This is a genomic window from Neorhizobium sp. T25_13 (genome assembly GCF_002968675.1).
Classification (GTDB): Bacteria; Pseudomonadota; Alphaproteobacteria; order Rhizobiales; family Rhizobiaceae; genus Neorhizobium; species Neorhizobium tomejilense.
Genome location: NZ_PVBI01000017.1, coordinates 24,672 through 41,986 on the forward strand (window position 1 = coordinate 24,672; position 17,315 = coordinate 41,986).

14 protein-coding genes, 1 tRNA gene and 1 pseudogene are annotated in these 17,315 nt (G+C 63.0%); 6 read left to right on the forward strand and 10 right to left on the reverse strand.

Annotated elements, in window-relative coordinates:
- Positions 1-13 precede the first annotated feature (13 nt).
- The 6 genes from C5J22_RS27385 to tesB all read right to left on the reverse strand — a co-directional run bounded on the left by C5J22_RS27385 (position 14) and on the right by tesB (position 7,507).
- Positions 14-817, reverse strand: coding sequence for an exodeoxyribonuclease III (locus tag C5J22_RS27385; protein ID WP_105440836.1), 804 nt, complete (start codon positions 815-817; stop codon positions 14-16).
- A 113-nt stretch (positions 818-930) separates the two neighbouring features.
- Entirely contained in the window at positions 931-1,587 is a 657-nt protein-coding gene (locus C5J22_RS27390) for an outer membrane lipoprotein carrier protein LolA (protein ID WP_105440837.1), read from the reverse strand.
- Positions 1,588-1,661: 74 nt separating this feature from the next.
- Positions 1,662-4,358 (reverse strand): DNA translocase FtsK, encoded by a 2,697-nt coding sequence (locus C5J22_RS27395; RefSeq protein ID WP_105440838.1) that lies wholly within the window; start codon positions 4,356-4,358, stop codon positions 1,662-1,664.
- Between the two features lie 244 nt (positions 4,359-4,602).
- The gene (locus C5J22_RS27400) at positions 4,603-6,030 is read right to left on the reverse strand and encodes an ammonium transporter (RefSeq protein ID WP_105423221.1); all 1,428 of its coding nucleotides are present in this window, start codon (positions 6,028-6,030) and stop codon (positions 4,603-4,605) included.
- Between the two features lie 29 nt (positions 6,031-6,059).
- On the reverse strand, positions 6,060-6,398 hold the full coding sequence (locus tag C5J22_RS27405; RefSeq protein WP_105403846.1) for a P-II family nitrogen regulator: 339 nt from the start codon (positions 6,396-6,398) through the stop codon (positions 6,060-6,062).
- 224 nt (positions 6,399-6,622) lie between these two features.
- The gene (gene tesB, locus C5J22_RS27410; protein ID WP_105440839.1) at positions 6,623-7,507 is read right to left on the reverse strand and encodes an acyl-CoA thioesterase II; all 885 of its coding nucleotides are present in this window, start codon (positions 7,505-7,507) and stop codon (positions 6,623-6,625) included.
- An 84-nt stretch (positions 7,508-7,591) separates the two neighbouring features.
- On the opposite strand from tesB, the pseudogene C5J22_RS27415 reads away from it, so the two are divergent.
- Positions 7,592-8,809, forward strand: a pseudogene (locus C5J22_RS27415) (ubiquinone biosynthesis hydroxylase); the annotation flags it as partial.
- Between the two features lie 19 nt (positions 8,810-8,828).
- Here the strand turns inward: C5J22_RS27415 and C5J22_RS27420 are convergent.
- The 4 genes from C5J22_RS27420 to C5J22_RS27435 form a co-directional block, all read right to left on the reverse strand.
- A complete protein-coding gene (locus tag C5J22_RS27420) occupies positions 8,829-9,017 on the reverse strand; it encodes a Trm112 family protein (protein WP_037081395.1) in 189 nt (62 codons plus the stop codon).
- 11 nt (positions 9,018-9,028) lie between these two features.
- Complete coding sequence (locus tag C5J22_RS27425) at positions 9,029-9,706, reverse strand: LON peptidase substrate-binding domain-containing protein (RefSeq protein ID WP_105440841.1); 678 nt, start codon at positions 9,704-9,706, stop codon at positions 9,029-9,031.
- 130 nt (positions 9,707-9,836) lie between these two features.
- On the reverse strand, positions 9,837-10,811 hold the full coding sequence (trxA, locus tag C5J22_RS27430; protein WP_046605182.1) for a thioredoxin: 975 nt from the start codon (positions 10,809-10,811) through the stop codon (positions 9,837-9,839).
- A 58-nt stretch (positions 10,812-10,869) separates the two neighbouring features.
- The gene (locus C5J22_RS27435; protein WP_105440842.1) at positions 10,870-11,379 is read right to left on the reverse strand and encodes a prolyl-tRNA synthetase associated domain-containing protein; all 510 of its coding nucleotides are present in this window, start codon (positions 11,377-11,379) and stop codon (positions 10,870-10,872) included.
- A 313-nt stretch (positions 11,380-11,692) separates the two neighbouring features.
- On the opposite strand from C5J22_RS27435, the gene C5J22_RS27440 reads away from it, so the two are divergent.
- From C5J22_RS27440 to C5J22_RS27460, 5 genes are all read left to right on the forward strand, one after another.
- Positions 11,693-12,151: a (2Fe-2S)-binding protein gene (locus tag C5J22_RS27440; protein ID WP_105440843.1), complete on the forward strand. Its 459-nt coding sequence runs from the start codon at positions 11,693-11,695 to the stop codon at positions 12,149-12,151.
- A 3-nt stretch (positions 12,152-12,154) separates the two neighbouring features.
- Positions 12,155-14,308 carry a xanthine dehydrogenase family protein molybdopterin-binding subunit gene (locus C5J22_RS27445; RefSeq protein ID WP_105440844.1) on the forward strand — a complete coding sequence of 718 codons (2,154 nt, stop codon included), beginning with the start codon at positions 12,155-12,157 and terminating at the stop codon, positions 14,306-14,308.
- A 12-nt stretch (positions 14,309-14,320) separates the two neighbouring features.
- The gene (locus C5J22_RS27450; RefSeq protein ID WP_205837230.1) at positions 14,321-14,974 is read left to right on the forward strand and encodes an Isoquinoline 1-oxidoreductase subunit; all 654 of its coding nucleotides are present in this window, start codon (positions 14,321-14,323) and stop codon (positions 14,972-14,974) included.
- Between the two features lie 193 nt (positions 14,975-15,167).
- Positions 15,168-15,242: transfer RNA gene (locus C5J22_RS27455), tRNA-Gly, on the forward strand.
- Between the two features lie 222 nt (positions 15,243-15,464).
- On the forward strand, positions 15,465-17,270 hold the full coding sequence (locus C5J22_RS27460) for a PAS domain S-box protein (protein ID WP_105440845.1): 1,806 nt from the start codon (positions 15,465-15,467) through the stop codon (positions 17,268-17,270).
- Positions 17,271-17,315: the final 45 nt, after the last annotated feature.

Genomic DNA, 17,315 nt, shown 5'->3' on the forward strand with positions numbered 1-17,315 from the left:
AGACCCACCGATCTTAAATCTTGAACACCGCCGTCACCGGTACGTGGTCCGAAGGCTGGTTCCAGCCGCGGGCTTCCTTCAGCACGTCGATGCGGTCGAGGAACGGCCCGAGATCGGACGAGGACCAGATATGGTCGAGCCGCCGGCCCTTGTTCGCCGCTTCCCAGTCCTTGGCGCGGTAGCTCCACCACGTGTAGATCTTTTCGGGCTCCGGCGTGTGCTGGCGCATCAGGTCGAGCCAGCCGCCCTTGGCGATGATCTCCTTCATCCCCTCGGTCTCGACAGGCGTATGGCTGACGATCTTCAGGAGCTGCTTGTGCGACCAGACGTCGTGCTCCAGCGGGGCGATATTGAGGTCGCCGACGAGGACAGAGGAAATGCCGGGCATCGCGTCGGCCTTCAGTGCCTTCATCTCCTCGATGAAATCGAGCTTGTGGCCGAATTTCGGGTTGATCGTCCGGTCCGGCTCGTCGCCGCCGGCGGGCACGTAGAAATTATGCAGGCGGATTCGTCGCGAGCCGCGTTCGAAGAGCGCCGAAATGTGCCGGGCGTCGCCGACATTGCAGTAGTTCTGGCGATGGTCTTCGAGGAGCGGCACCTTGGAGGCGATGGCGACGCCGTGATAGCCCTTCTGGCCGTGGATGATGATGTGCTGGTAACCGAGATCCTTCAGCGGCTGCAGCGGAAACTCGGGCTCTTGGCACTTGATTTCCTGCAGGCAGAGGATGTCCGGCTTGTGGCGGACGAGGAACTGCTGGACGATCGGCATGCGCAGCCGCACGGAGTTGATATTCCAGGTCGTAATCGAAAATGTCATGATATCCCTCGGGGCTCTGCCCCGCGAGCTTTAGGGAATTTTGCCGCCCCTGAGAAGCAAAAAGGGCCGCGCAGCCAGGCGCAGCCCTTCATTGGTTTCAGGCCCTGCCGCGGTCAGCCCTTGCGGACGTCCTCATAGGGGATGATGAAGACCTTATCGTCGAGTTTGACCCCGTTCTGGACGTTGTAGATCATCACCGACGTATCCTTGTTCTGGGCATCGGTGATCGTCCATTGGCGCAGGTCGTAGGTCTTGGAATCGAACATCATGGTGATGGTCGAATCGCCGAACACGGTCTTGTTGCCCAGCACGATCGTGGTGAGATCGGACTCTTCCTTGACGTTGCGGACCATCTGGTTGCCGAGGTCGATGCGGCTCGCGAGCAGCAGGCTGAGCGGCGTCTTGGAGAGCGGATAGATGTCCCAGGTCTTGAGCTTCATATTGCCGATGACGACGTTATTGCCGTCGGCGATGACGCGGATCGGCGACGGATCCTCGAAGTTGAAGCGCAGCTTGCCGGGACGCTCGATAAAGAATTTTCCGCCGGTCTGCTCTCCGCGCGGGCCGAACTGCACGAATTCGCCCATCATGGTTTTGACCGACGAGAAGTGGTCGGCGATTTTCTGAGCCGCAGCACTGCCGGCGCTCTGGGCGAAGCCGAGCTTCGGCGCAAAGGCGGCCGCGGCCAGGCCCGCAAGACCCAGCGAAAACTGCCGGCGGCCCAGCGCGCTGGAATTGGCATTTGAAAGGATGGTCTTTTCGTTCTTCATTCTGGTCTCCTTTCGTTATTCCTCCGCACCAAAGGCGGCGGCTTGATGGCCGGCCCGTGGCAATCACGAAAGCCTTACCGTTCGAGGATGTCGCTCTCTGTCGGCACCAGGATTTCGCGTTTGCCGGCGTGGTTGGCCGGCCCGATCAGCCCCTCCTGCTCCATCCGCTCGATGAGCGAAGCGGCACGGTTGTAGCCGATGCCGAGACGGCGCTGGACATAGGACGTCGACGCCTTGCCGTCCCGCAGCACGATCGCCACCGCCTGGTCGTAAGGGTCGTCCGACTCGGCGAGGTTAGACATGCCGGCCGGGCCGGAACCGTCGCCGTCCTCGTCGTCATCGGCCGTGATCGCATCGAGATATTGGGGGTGCCCTTGAGTTTTCAAGTAGGCGACGATGTCTTCGACCTCGGTATCGGAAACGAAAGGCCCGTGGACGCGCTGGATGCGGCCGCCGCCGGCCATGTAGAGCATGTCGCCCATGCCGAGCAGCTGTTCGGCGCCCTGCTCGCCCAAAATAGTGCGGCTGTCGATCTTCGACGTCACCTGGAACGAGATGCGGGTCGGGAAGTTGGCCTTGATCGTGCCGGTGATGACGTCGACCGACGGACGCTGGGTCGCCATGATCACATGGATGCCGGCGGCACGCGCCATCTGCGCCAAGCGCTGCACGGCACCTTCGATGTCCTTGCCGGCGACCATCATCAGGTCGGCCATTTCGTCGATAATCACGACGATATAGGGGATCGGCTGGAGATCGAATTCCTCGGTCTCGTACATGGCCTCGCCGGTATGGCGGTCGAAACCGGTCTGCACGGTGCGGGTGAGCACCTCGCCCTTTTCCAGCGCCTGCTCGACGCGGCTGTTGAAGCCGTCGATATTGCGCACGCCGATCTTCGACATCTTCTTGTAGCGCTCTTCCATCTCGCGCACGGTCCACTTGAGCGCGACAACGGCCTTTTTCGGATCGGTGACCACAGGCGACAGGAGATGCGGGATGCCGTCATAGACGGAGAGTTCGAGCATTTTCGGGTCGATCATGATCAGCCGGCACTTCTCCGGCGTGTAGCGGTAGAGAAGCGACAGGATCATCGTGTTGATGGCGACCGACTTGCCTGAACCGGTGGTGCCCGCGACGAGCAGGTGCGGCATCTTGGCGAGGTCGGCCACGACAGGCTCGCCGCCGATCGTCTTGCCGAGCGCCATGGCGAGCTTCGCCTTGCTGCCCTCGAAATCCTTGGAGCCGATCATTTCGCGCAGATAGACCGTCTCGCGGGTGCGGTTCGGCAGCTCGATGCCGATCGCATTGCGACCGGGGACGACGGCGACGCGGGCAGCGATCGCGCTCATCGAACGGGCAATATCGTCCGCAAGGCCGATGACGCGCGACGACTTGATGCCTGGCGCGGGCTCGAGTTCGTAAAGCGTGACGACCGGCCCCGGGCGAACATGGATGATCTCGCCCTTGACGCCGAAATCTTCGAGAACGCCTTCCAGCAACCGGGCATTCTGCTCCAGCGCATCCGCCGACAGCGAAGCGTCGCGGGCGACGGCCTTCGGTTCGTTCAGCAGATGCACGGAGGGAAGCTGGAAACCATCCGGCGCGATGAACGAGCCCTGAGCTTCGCGGGCGATGCGGGCGCTCGGCTTCGGCGGCGCGGCCGACGGCGCCACACGCTGCTGGACGCGAACGCCGTTGACGGTCTGCGGTGCGCGCGAGGCGACGAACGGCGCGTCGTCGTCCTCGTCGTCGTCGGCCAGGATACCGGCCGGGCGCGGCGGCATGTCGTCCAGGTCGAAGGGCGGATCGTAGTCGTCGTCGTCATGGCGGGAAATCGGTGGAGCCGCCACCACCCGACGCGGCGAGGCGACCCGCTCGGCGGGACCATCGAGCGAGGGCTCCATGCGACGGCCGGGCGCAACGGATGCCGCTCTCGCACGGACCGGCTCGTTCAGCGTCCCGAATTCGTCCTCGTTGAAATCGTAGGGCTGGTCGAAATCCATCCGGCTGCGCGGCTTGATGCCGGCAAGGCGACGCAATCTGGCCTGGGCGATATACCAGTAGTGAGCGATGGCGCCGAACGCCAGGAAACCGGCAAATCGGTCCTCGTCGTCCTCTTCCTCGATCTCCTCGCGCTTGGAACGGGTTTTTGCGGCCGCAACCGGCTGGTCGTCGTCCTCGGCATCCTCCTCGAAGGCTTCGCCGACAAGGCCGGAGGCAAACAGCATCAGCCAGGCGCAGGGGATGATGAACAGGCAACCGAGCACCATCGCCACGGTACCCGTCGGATAGGCGCCGACGAACAACGCGGGGAAGCGCAGGATCATGTCGCCGATGACGCCGCCGGTGCCGTTCGGGATCGGCCAGGTGAGCGGTGCGGGAAAGCAGCCCAATGTCGCCGAGGCGAGCAGCGTGCCGCCGCCCCAGGCCGCAAGGCGCGCCGGAACGCGGTCGTATTTACGCCCGGCGATCAATGCCAGGGCGAAAGCCAGCACCGGCAGCAGGGCGACGAGGCTTGCAAGCCCGAGGAACTGCATCATCAGGTCGGCGAAGGCCGCACCCGGAAAGCCGAGAATATTGGTCGGTGCATTGTCGGTCGCGTAGGAGAAGCTCGGATCGGCGACGTTCCAGGTCGCCAGTGCAGCAACCGCCAGCGCCAATGCGAGGAAGATCCCGAAACCGGCGAGTGCCAGCGCCTGGCGCCACACGAAAGCGGTGAGCACCAGGCGGGTGGACCGGTTTGCCATAGCCGCTGAACTGCTTCTGCCCATCGTGTCTGCCCGCCGTCCTTGAACGCAACTCCAAGCGCGAATCGGCAGCCTGAGACCTGATTCACGCAATTCCAGCGGAGAATAGCGCGGTGGTGGTTAATGTCCCTTTAACCAAAACGGGCACGGTGAAGGCTGAAAACATGAATAAAAAAGCCCGGGTCGAAACCCGGGCCAATGCAGCTTACGCGGAAGCTGCGGCGCAATGTGCCACGGCGGCGGTTTGCCCGCCGCCGTGAATCGTTGATCAGGAGTGATAAGCGGCTTCGCCGTGGGTCGAAAGGTCGAGACCTTCGCGTTCGGCTTCGACGGTGACGCGCAGGCCGACGATCAGATCGACGATCTTGTAGAGGATCGCGGAACCGATGCCGGACCACAGGACAGTGACGATCACGCCCTTGAACTGAGCCCAGACCTGGGTTGCCGTGCCGGCATAGCTGGCAGCGAAGTCAGCCGTCGAATAGTCGACGATGCCTGCGCCACCGAGAGCCGGGTTGACGAACACGCCGGTGAGGATCGCACCGATGATACCGCCGATGCCGTGTACGCCGAAGACGTCAGCCGTATCGTCGTAGCCGAACTTGTTCTTGACGGTCGAGACGAAGAAGTAGCAGACCGGCGAGACGATCAGGCCCATGATGATAGCACCCATCGGGCCGACGAAGCCGGCAGCCGGTGTGACCACGACGAGACCGGCAACAGCACCCGAAGCAGCACCCAGCATCGAAGCCTTGCCGCGAGCGAAGGTTTCAACGAGGGCCCAGGCAACGATAGCGGCAGCGGTTGCAACGAAGGTGTTCATCATTGCAAGAGCAGCGTAGGCATTGGCTTCGAGGTTCGAACCGGCATTGAAGCCGAACCAACCAACCCACAGAAGTGCTGCGCCGACCATGGTCAGCGTCATCGAGTGCGGAGCCATCATGTCCTTGCCGAAGCCGGTGCGCTTGCCGACCATGATGGCGCCGACGAGACCTGCGATACCAGCGTTGATGTGGACGACGGTGCCGCCTGCGAAGTCGATCGCGCCAAAGCCGAAGATCAGGCCGGTCGGGCCGGAATAGGCGCTCGGGCCGCCCCAGAACCAGACCATGTGGGCCATCGGGAAGTAGACGAAGGTGAGCCACAGGATGGTGAACAGGATGACTGCCGAGAACTTGATACGTTCGGCAAACGCACCGATGATCAGCGCAGGAGTGATGGCTGCGAAGGTCATCTGGAAGCAAACGAAGGCGAGTTCCGGAATGGCCGCACCCTTGGTGAAGCTTTCAGACATCGTCGTCGTGTCGACGCCTGCAAGGAACATCTTGGAGAAGCCGCCGATGAAGCTGTTGATCGAGCCGCCATCAGTGAAGGCGAGCGAATAACCGTAGGTGACCCAGACAATCATCGCCACGGCGGCGATCATCATGACCTGCATCAGAACCGAGAGCATGTTCTTGGCGCGAACGAGACCACCGTAGAACAGTGCCAGACCAGGCACGATCATCAGAAGGACAAGGATGGAAGAAATCAGCATCCAGGTCGTATCGCCCTTGTCGACCGTCATGGCCGGAGCTGCGGCTGCAGCTTCAGCGGCCGGTGCGGCAGCCGTCTGCGCAAAGGCGACGGCGGGCGCGAGAAGCGCCGCGGCAGCGGCACTCAGGCGCCCCAGAGTGGAAATCCTATTAAATTGCATAGCTAAAAAACTCCCCTGTCAAGCCGTGCTTAAAGCGCTTCTGTGTTGGTTTCGCCGGTACGGATGCGCACGGCCTGCTCGATCGAATAGACGAAGATCTTGCCGTCGCCGATCTGGCCTGTCTTGGCGGCCGAAGCGATCGCTTCCACGGCCTTTTCGACGAGGTCGGAGGGGACTGCAATTTCGATCTTCAGCTTTGGCAGAAAACTTACGGCATATTCGGTACCGCGATAGATTTCGGTGTGTCCCTTTTGGCGCCCGTAACCTTTGACTTCGGTCACGGTCAGGCCCTGGATACCGACAGCCGTGAGGGCTTCGCGCACCTCATCCAGCTTGAACGGCTTGATAATGGCCATCACGATTTTCATCTGGCTTTCCCATCCTTTGTTTGTCCTCGGCCAAGGCCGACTCTCCTCATCGACGTCAAGATCATGACAACGACTGACGAGATACATTCAAGGGGCGTGCCAGTTTCGATGACGTCTATAAGTTATTGAAATGTAAAGGCTTACAACGCAGGTCTCAAAAAACGGGCATTTGGATGGCGCAAATACGTCCAAAACTTGTGCAAAATTGAAAAATTGCACAACTATTAATCATTTGCCTTTTTCCGAATCAGTCCTTCCTGGGCGACCGAGGCGATCAGTGTGCCAGAACGGGTGTAAATGCTGCCGCGGGTCATTCCGCGGGCGCCGGAGGCGCTCGGGCTGTCCTGCGTGTAGAGGAGCCAGTCGTCGAATGTGGCGGGCCTGTGAAACCACATGGCGTGGTCGAGGCTCGCCGCCTGAAGCGTCGGATCGAAGATCGACGTGCCGTGCGGATAGAGCGACGCGTCGAGCAGCGTCATGTCGGAGAGATAGGCGAGCACGGCTGCCTGATAGTGGCGGTCGGACGGCACCTCGCCGACAGTCCGGACCCAGATGTCCTGCCGTGGTTCGAGCTTGTCCCTGGTCAGATAATGCACGAGCGAGGTCGGGCGCACCTCGATCGGCCGCTCACGGCTCCAGTAGCGACGCACGTTCTCCGGCGCCTTCTTGAGGAAGAGTTCCTTGAACTCCTTCTCGCCCATCAGGTCTTCCGGCTGGGTCACCGAAGGCATGTCGATCTGGTGCTCGTAACCGCCCTCCTCCACCTGGAAGGAGGCGGACATGGCAAAGATCGCCTTGCCGTGCTGCACCGCCACCGCCCGGCGGGTGGTGAAGCTTGACCCGTCGCGGATGCGCTCCACCTGATAGAGGATCGGAACGGAAGGATCGCCGGGGCGCATGAAATAGGCATGCAGCGAATGCACGAAGCGGTCGGCCTCGACGGTCCGCTGGGCGGCCATCAGGGCCTGGGCGATTACCTGCCCGCCGAACACCCGCTGCCAGCCGACATCCGGGCTGGTGCCCCGATAGATGTTCTCCTCGAGTTTTTCGAGGTCGAGCGTCGCGATGAGCTGTTCCATGGCGGAGAGGGATTCGGTCTGGCGCGACATTATGACGAACTCCGGCGATAGGAAGCGGCTGTCGGATGATCTATATCCACCACATGATATTCTCAAGTCTCACGGGAGTTTAGGCAAATGCTGGACATGCTGGTTGTTGGAGGCGGTTATGTGGGTCTCGCCGCCGCTGTCGCGGTCAAGCAGGCGGCGCCGCATCTGCAGGTCGAGGTGATCGAGGCGGCTCCTGCCGGCGCCTGGGAAAAGGACGAGCGGGCCTCCGCCATCATCGCCGCCGCTACCCGCATGCTCGACGTCATCGGCGTCTGGAACGAGATTGCCGTGGACGCCCAGCCGATCAACCGGATGGTCGTCACCGACAGCCGCACGTCCGATCCGGTGCGGCCGGTCTTCCTCACCTTCGACGGCGAAATCGAGGAAGGCAGGCCGTTTGCCCACATGGTGGCGAACGTCGCCATGGTGCGGGCACTGCGCGGCGCCGCCGAACGCCTCGGGATCGCCATCCGCCACGGACTTTCCGCCACCGGCTTCCAGTCCGGCAGCACCCGTTGCACCGTGTCGCTCTCCGACGGCTCGGCCGTCGAGACCCGCCTTCTGGTCGCCTGCGACGGCGTGCGCTCCAAATTGCGCGACATGGCCGGCATCAAGACCGTCACCTGGGATTACGGCCAATCGGGCATCGTCGCGACGGTTGCCCACGAGCGGCCGCATGAAGGCGTGGCGGAAGAACATTTCCTGCCGTCCGGCCCCTTTGCCATCCTGCCGCTCACCAACAACCGTTCTTCGCTCGTCTGGACCGAGCGGACAGCGGAGGCCAACCGGCTGGTCGCCTCCGACGATCTGGTATTCGAGGAAGAACTTCAGCGCCGTTTCGGCCACAAGCTCGGCGAGCTGACGGTGGTCGGCGGCAAACGCGCTTTCCCGCTCGGCCTGACGCTCGCCCGCGCCTTCGTGGCCCCGCGCGTCGCCCTTGCCGGCGATGCGGCGCACGGAATCCACCCGATTTCCGGCCAGGGCCTCAATCTCGGCTTCAAGGACGTCGCGGCACTCGCCGAGACCGTGGTCGAAGCCGACCGCCTCGGCCTCGACATCGGCGCGCTCAACGTGCTGGAGCGTTATCAGTCCTGGCGGCGGTTCGATACGTTCCGCATGGGGGTTACCACCGATGTGCTGAACCGCCTGTTCTCCAACGACATCACCCCGATCCGCATCGCCCGCGACTTCGGCCTCGGCATTGTCGAAAAGCTTCCGAAGCTGAAGACCTTCTTCATCGACCAGGCGGCCGGAAAGAGCGGCGTAGACGATCCGAAGCTGCTGGCGGGCGAGGCGATCTAGCCACGCGTCCGACAGCCTCTCAGTCTTCGATCTTGCGGGCCTCGGAAATCAGCATGATCGGGATACCGTCGCGGATCGGGTAGGCAAGCTGCGCCTTCTGGGAAATGAGTTCGTTGGTCTCCCGGTTGAGGGATAGCCGGCTCTTGGAGAGCGGGCAGACGAGCAGGTCGAGCAGTTTCGGATCGACCTTGCTGAGTTTTTCGTCCATGCGCTTGGGCCTTACTGGAGGATGGTGTCGGAATCGCCGAAATCGCGCGCCAGCAGGATTTCCGTGATGGCGATCAGCGTTTCAGCGCGTGTGCGCAGGTCCGGCGCTTCGAGGAGAGCCTGTTTCTCGGCGGGCCCGAAGGGCGACATCATCGACAGGGAGTTGACGAGCGTGCGGTTGCCGGCGCGCTCGACGCTTTCCCAATCCGCTTCCAGCTTGTTGGCGTCGAGATAGGCGCGGAAGACGCGTAATAGCTCGGCGCGGTCGACCGTACCCTCGTCGTCCTCGGTGGAGAGGTCCGTCATCATCGGCGCGATCTTGAAGGTGCGATAGGGATGGCCGTGGCCCACCTCCTCGATGAGCCGGAACCGGCAGATGCCGCTGATCGAGGTGATGTATCGGCCATCACCGGTTTCGGCAAACGATGTGATGCGGCCGATGCAGCCGACCGTCGAGAGCGCAGCCCGCGGACCTTCGACGGCCTCGCCGGATTCAAGCAGCGACGGCTGTACGATACCGATCAGCCGGTTACCTGCGAGCGCCGCGTCGAACATGGCGAGATAGCGTGGTTCGAAGATGTTGAGCGGCAACTGTCCGCCCGGCAGAAGCAATGCACCGGTAAGAGGAAAGACAGGTACCGTCTCCGGCAGATCCTCCCGCTTCAGATATCTCGCATTTCCCACATGCATGGGTCCGACACCTCCCAGACGACCACTGGCTCAGACCAAAGATTCGTCGCTCGGAATAATGTGGGGCACCCACCGGAGAACGCAAGGCCAATCCTTGAGGATTGGCCTTGCTTACGAAAACAGTACGGGCTCACGAAAACAGGATTGAGGACAGGCGGCGGCGGGCGGCGATCGTCGCTGGATCCTTCGGTCCCCAGACATCAAAGAATGCCAGGAGTTGGCGGCGGGCGCCGTCGTCATCGAACGTGCGGTCCTTGCGCATGATCGTCAGCAGGTGCTCGGCAGCCTTGTCGCGTTCACCCTGGACGTTGAGGATCTTGGCGAGCTTCAGGCGGGCGTCGTGGTCGTCCGGGTCGGCATCGAGCTGGCGTTCCAGAGCCACCGGATCGCCGAGCTTGCGGGCTTCCTCGATCTGCTCGAGCTTCTTGGCGACCGCCTGGATCGCCGGTTCCTTGGCAAGCTCTTCCGGCAGGGAGGCAAGCATCTGGCTGGCACGCGCCGTCTCGCCCATGGCGATCAGGCACTGCATCATCCCGGCGGCGGCCTTGGCATTCTCCGGATCGGCCTGCAGGACGGCCCCGTAAAGCTGGGCGGCTTCCTGGATTTCGCCGCCGGCAAGCAGGGTCTCTGCCTCGGCGAGAGCCGCTTCGATCTCGGCAGCCTGGTCGGCGCCCGGAGGTCCGGCGAGCTTGTCGATGAACTGGCGAACCTGGCTTTCCGGCACCGCACCCATGAAACCGTCGACCGGGCGGCCGTCGACGAAGGCGATGACGGCCGGGATCGACTGGATGCCGAGCTGGCCCGGGATCGACGGGTGATCGTCGATATTCATCTTGACGAGCTTGACCCGGCCCTGGCCTTCGTTGACGACCTTTTCGAGCACCGGTGTCAGCTGCTTGCAGGGACCGCACCAGGGCGCCCAGAAATCGACGAGAACCGGCTGGCGGCGCGATTCTTCGAGCACGTCCTTGGTGAAGCCGGCGGTGCTGGTGTCGGATACGTAGACCCCGGCAGGACCGGATGCGGCCGGCGCCGCCCCAAAGCTTGCCGAAGCAGTCATCTGCCCGCCGTAGGAACCGCCATAGGGGTTATTGCTGCCGCTCATGAATGTTCTCCCGGGAACGCTTTCGCATCTTTGCCATATAGGCTGCAAAGATCGTATGTCAGTCCGTTACTTTCAAGACAAGCGGCTGATGGCCGGTCGCCTCCAGAAAGCGGATGAGATCGCTGCTGGCGATGGAGGTCGTGGCGTCGTTCGACAGCGGGTGGCCGTTGATGACGTCGTGCTTCAGCAGATCTTCGTCGAGCACGAAGGTAACATTTCGGCCCGTATCGTTGAACGCGCCGAATACCGTCACCGAACCGGGAACCACGCCGAGATATTCCAGAAGCATTTCGGGCCGGCCGAACGAGACGCGGCTCGACGCTCCGATCACCTTGTGCACGGTCTTCAGATCGACCGTCGCGCGCTCCTCGACCGTCAGGACGAAATACTGGTCCTTCTTGTCCTTCACGAACAGGTTCTTGGTATGGCCTCCGGGAATTTCGTCACGCAGGCTTTCGGATTCCGCCACGGTGAAAACCGGCGGGTGCGTCTTGGTCGAATGGGGAATATCCAGGCTGTCGAGGAAACGGAAAAGATCCTCGGCGGTTTTCGGCTTTGTCTCTGTCATGCTGATGGAATTGGCTCTGTTGGCGGGCGGGCGGACTATAACCGGAATGGTTGGGCCGGCCAAGACAGGTGCACACGATCTCGTGAGGCGCTTGACCTGGTCTGACGGCCGACCATCTAATCAGGCGTGGAGAACCGGCCTGCGGCATTCGATCGGCGGCCGGTAGCCAATTGATAAATAATAACTACTCCAGTTGACTCAGGTTTATTTCGCGCGGTGTTTCGCGCCCCTCGATACCGGCCCCGGCCGATAATAGCCGCTCAATCTCCAGTGCCGGCGCAGCGCCCGGCTTCCTAACTGAAAGGTCTGCCTCATGGTCACCTTCACGCTCAACGGACAGGAAAGAACGTTCGACGGCGACCCCGACACCCCGCTTCTCTGGGTCATCCGCGATTTCGAAAAACTCACCGGCACCAAATACGGCTGCGGCGTCGCCCAGTGCGGCGCCTGTACGGTGCATCTGGACGGCATCCCGCGCCGCTCCTGCATTACCCCGATCGCGACGATCGAAGGTTCGGACGTGGTCACCATCGAAGGCGTTTCCGGCAAGGAAGCCGATGCGGTGAAGACGGCCTGGGCGGGCCTTGACGTGCCCCAATGCGGTTACTGCCAGTCCGGGCAGGTCATGTCGGCGGTCGCCCTGCTGCAGATGGTGCCGAAGCCGACGGATGACGATATCGACGGCGCGATGACCGGCAATATCTGTCGATGCGCCACCTACCATCGCATCCGCGCGGCAATCCACAACGCCGCCAACTCGATGGAGGGCTGAGCAATGACCATCCAGGACATCAACACCACCCGCCGCGCCTTCCTCGCCGGCTCAGGCCTCGTCATCGGTGTCGCGATCGCGCCAAAGATGCTCTCCGCTGCCCAAACCGGCGTGCACGCCGGCGGCGATCCGGCGCTTGCGCCGATGAATGCCTTCGTCAAGATCGGCACCGACGACACCGTGACCGTGCTTTCCAAGCACATCGAATTCGGCCAGGGCCCGTTCACCGGTCTTGCCACGCTGGTGGCAGAAGAACTCGATGCCGACTGGAGCCAGATGCGCGCCGTCCACTCGCCGACCGACAACAAGGTCTATGCCAACCTGAGTTTCGGCCTGCAGGGAACCGGCGGTTCGAGCGCGATTGCCAATTCCTACGAGCAGATGCGCAAGGCGGGCGCCACCGCGCGGGCGATGCTGGTCGCAGCCGCCGCCGACGAGTGGAAGGTGCCGGCCTCCGAGATCACCGTCCAGAAGGGCCGCATCAGGCATGCCGCCTCCAACAAGGAGAGCGGTTTCGGCGCATTTGCCGAAAAGGCGGCCCGCCAGACCCCGCCTGCCGAGCCGAAACTCAAGGACCCCAAGGATTTCGTGCTGATCGGCACCGACCTGCCGAAGCTCGACACCCACGGCAAGACCAACGGCACGGCGATCTTCACGCTCGACATCACGCCGGACAACCTGCTGATCGCCGTCGTCGCCCACCCGGAGCATTTCGGCGCAACAGTGAAGAGCTTCGACGATGCCGAAGCCCGCAAGGTGCAGGGTGTGGTCGACGTGAAGCAGGTGCCGTCGGGCATCGCCGTTTATGCGGACAACACGTTCGCGGCGCTCAAGGGCCGCGATGCGCTGAGCATCAAATGGGATCTCTCCAAGGCCGAGACCCGCTCCTCGGAAGAACTTTCCGCCGATTACCGGAAGCTCTTCGGCGAGAAAGGGGTGGAAGCGACCAATAACGGCAATGTCGACGACGCCTTCAAGGCGCCCGGCCTGCAGACGGTGGAAGCCGAGATCGTCTTCCCCTTCCTGGCGCATGCGCCGATGGAGCCGCTCGACGCAGTCTTCATCAAGGCGCAGGACGGATCGGTCGATATCTATAACGGCGCCCAGTTCCCGGGCATGGACCAGTCGGTCGCCGCCAAGGTCCTGGGTCTCGACGAGGCGAAGGTCAGGGTGAACACCCAGCTCGCCGGCGGCAGCTTCGGCCGCAAGGCGCAGTTCGGCTCGCCCTACATACAGGAAGCGGCAGCCGTCTATGCCGCAACCGATCGTAGCCGCCCCTTGAAGCATATGTGGACCCGCGAGGACGACATTCGCGGCGGCTTCTACCGCCCGATGTATGCCCACAGGATGCGCGGCGCCATCAATGCGCAGGGCCAGATCACAGCCTGGGAACAGGTGATCGTCGGCCAGTCGATCATGGGCAAGGCGGATCTCGACGAGAGCTCCGTCGAAGGTGCTTCGAACCTGCCCTACGCGATCCCGAACCTGAAGGTCAGCGCCCACAACGTCCAGCTCTCCATCCCGCCGCTCTGGTGGCGATCGGTCGGCCACACCCATACCGGCTTTGCAGTCGAGACCTTCGTCGACGAGCTGTTCCAGAAGATCGGCAAGGATCCGGTCGAGGGACGGCTTGCGCTGCTCGGCGAAAAGCCGCGTCATGCAGGCGTGCTCAGGAAGGCTGCGGAAATGGCCAACTGGGGTTCGCCGACTCCGGAAGGCCGCGCCCGCGGCGTTGCGGTGGTCGAAAGCTTCGGCAGCTTCGTCGGCCAGGTCGTCGAAGTCTCGATCGGGCCGGAAGGCGCGCCGCGTGTCCACAAGGTCTGGTGCGCGGTCGATTGCGGCGTCGCCGTCAATCCGAACGTCATCAAGGCGCAGATGGAAGGCGGCATCGGCTACGGCCTTGGCGCGGTTCTCTTCGACGCGGTGACCCTGGCCAAAGGCGGCAAGATCGTGCAGTCGAACTTCCACGACTACCGCTCCATCCGCATCAACGAGATGCCGGACGTGGCGGTGGAGATCATCAAGTCGAGCGAAAAGCCGAGCGGCGTCGGCGAACCTGGCGTGCCGCCTGTCGGTCCGGCGGTTGCCAATGCCTGGCGTCGCCTGACCGGAGCGCCGGTCCGGCAGCTGCCTATCGTCAACATCGTTTCGTCCTGAGGATCAACACCGATGAATTGGAAACTCGCTATCACCGGCGTCGCTACCCTCTGTCTTTTCGTGGGCGCCGGCACGCTGCTGTCGCCCGCCTCGGTCGCCCAGGATGCCAAGACGGACGCCAAGACGCTGAAGCCCGCGGCTTCCTTCCAGTCGATCGCCAACCAGCGGGAACGTTCCATGGCGCTCTTCCAGGAGGCCGGCAAGGTCATCCAGCACCCGCGCTGCGTCAACTGTCACCCGGCGACCGAACGGCCGCTGCAGGGCGCCAACATGCACCCGCACCAGCCGCCGGTCGTCCGCGGCGACGGCGGCATGGGCCTGCCCGGCATGCAATGCACCACCTGCCACAGTGCGGAAAACACGCCCGTTGTCGGCCAGGCCGACACGATCAAGAGCATTCCGGGCAATCCCGCCTGGCATCTCGCGCCGATCGAAATGGCCTGGGTCGGCAAATCACTCGGCCAGATTTGCCAGCAGATCAAGGACCCGGCCCGCAACGGCGGCAAGACCATGGATCAGATCGTCGAGCACATGGCGCATGACGAACTGGTCGGCTGGGGCTGGAACCCGGGTGCCGGACGTGAACCGGTGCCGGGCACCCAGGCCGAATTCGGCGAGCTCATCAGCGCCTGGGTGAAGTCCGGAGCAGCCTGTCCGGCCTCCTGAGAATGAAGCAGCCGCCGGTTCCGGCCGGAACCGGCGGTTTGCAGGGGCTTTGGCGGGATCGCGATTTTTCTTGGCGCCAATCGTCATTTCCCTGTTGCATTTGAAAAAGGACTGGGCCATATAGCGCCCGTCGCCGGCAACGAGCCACGACGCCACGGTCAAGCTTCACTACCACGGACCGGTGGATTGATGAGCGGGTGTAGCTCAGTGGTAGAGCACAACCTTGCCAAGGTTGGGGTCGAGGGTTCGAATCCCTTCGCCCGCTCCAAATTCCCTTTTGAGACTATACTCTACCAGCCCGGCCACAGGGCCAAGACGCTCGACAGCACGCCCCGATTGCAGACGCAAAGCGGGCGCTTCCCCTCCAGCACCTTTCCCCATGAATTTAATGATTCCCGCATATTCACCAAATGCGGGAGATGCCATACTGGTTGCAACCGTCCATGCGATCGCACCAGTGATTCGGCGGTTGAACTGGAGATCTGCCGTCATGGAATCTCGCCCGCACCACCAAAAGCTCAGTCAGAAAACCGCCGTTGAAACCATGCAACGGCTTGAGGGCATCGTTGCCTCTGCCATGGACGGCATCATCACCATTGATGACGAGCAACGGGTGATCCTGTTCAATCCGGCCGCAGAGCGCATGTTCGGCCTGCCAGCCAGCGAGGCGCTTGGCCAGCACATCTCCCGTTTCATGCCGGAACGCCATCGCCCGACCCACGCGGCGCATATTCATCGTTTCACCGAAACCGGCGTGACCACCCGGCAGATGGGATCGCTGGGTGCCATCAGCGGTTTGCGCGCGGACGGCCAGGAATTTCCGATCGAGGCGTCGATCTCGCAGGTGGAGATCGGCGGCGAGCGCCTGGCCACCGTCATCCTGCGCGACATCACCGAGCGAAAGGCCGCCGAGGATGCCCTGCTGGAAAGCCGGCGACGCATGGAGGGGATCGTGGAATCGGCGATGGATGCGCTGATCACCGTCGATGAAGGCCAGCGGATCGTGCTGTTCAACCCGGCCGCCGAGCGCATGTTCGGCATCGCGGGCAAGGATGCGATCGGCTCGCCGATCGAACGCTTCATCCCCGAGCGGTTTCGGCATGGGCATGCCGCACATATCCGCCTCTTCAAGGAGACCGGCGTTACCAACCGCCGGATGGGTGCATTGGGAGCGATCAGCGGCCTGCGCGCCAATGGCGAGGAATTCCCTGTCGAGGCATCGATCTCGCAGGTACAGATCGGCGACGGAAAGCTGGCAACGGTCATCTTGCGCGACATCACCGAACGCAAGGCCAACGAGGATTCCCGCCAGTTGCTGGCCCGCGAGGTCGATCACCGGGCCAAGAACGCCCTGGCGGTGGTGCAGGCGCTGGTCTCCCTCACCCGTGCCGAAACCAAGGAGGCTTTCATCGTCGCAGTTCGAGGCCGCGTTTCGGCGCTGAGCCGCGCCCATTCGCTGCTCGCCCAGAACCGGTGGGAGGGCGGAGACCTCGCTGCGGTCCTCACCGAGGAAACCCGAGCCTATCAGAACGTCAACCAGCTGATGATCGGCGGGCCCGCCGTCACTCTCACCCCCAATACCGTGCAGCCGGTCAGCCTCCTCATCCACGAGCTTGCCACCAACGCCGTCAAATACGGGGCATTGTCGGTCACGGAAGGGCGCGTCGATGTCTCCTGGCGCATCCTGCCCTCCCTGGAACTGGAGCTCCGCTGGACCGAGACCGGCGGGCCGGCGGTGCAGAAGCCGGAATCCAGGGGTTTCGGCTCCACCTTGGTGAGGGAAGTCGCCACCCGTCAATTGGCGGGCGAACTCGACATCAGCTGGCCGCCGGCCGGTATGCGCCTGATCGCGACCCTGCCCCGATCCGTCTACCGTCCCGACATTTCGGCCGGCTCGGTCCTCGGCGAGGAGGTCGCGCCGAGGTCATCGGAACCCGGCTCGGCGGGACGGATACTTGTCGTCGAGGACGAGACCCTCATCGCCATGGAGCTCTGCAGCGAACTTGAATCGCGCGGCTGGGAAATTGTCGGACCGGCGGCAACTGCCGATGAAGCCATGCGCCTGGTCGACAGCTCGCAGCTTCCCGACGTCGCCGTCCTCGATGTCAATCTCGGGGGAAAGCCCGTCTACCCATTTGCGGAATGGCTGCAGACCCACGGCGTGCCCTTCCTGTTCTGCACCGGATATGAGCAGCTCGACGATCACCACGGCTTCAGAAACCGGACGACCATCCGGAAGCCTGTAAACATGGCGCTGCTGGAAGGCGAACTGCGCCGCATGATCCAGCCGACATAACCGGAAAACGGCAAGCGCCGCCGGCTTTCGGGCCGGCAGCGTCGT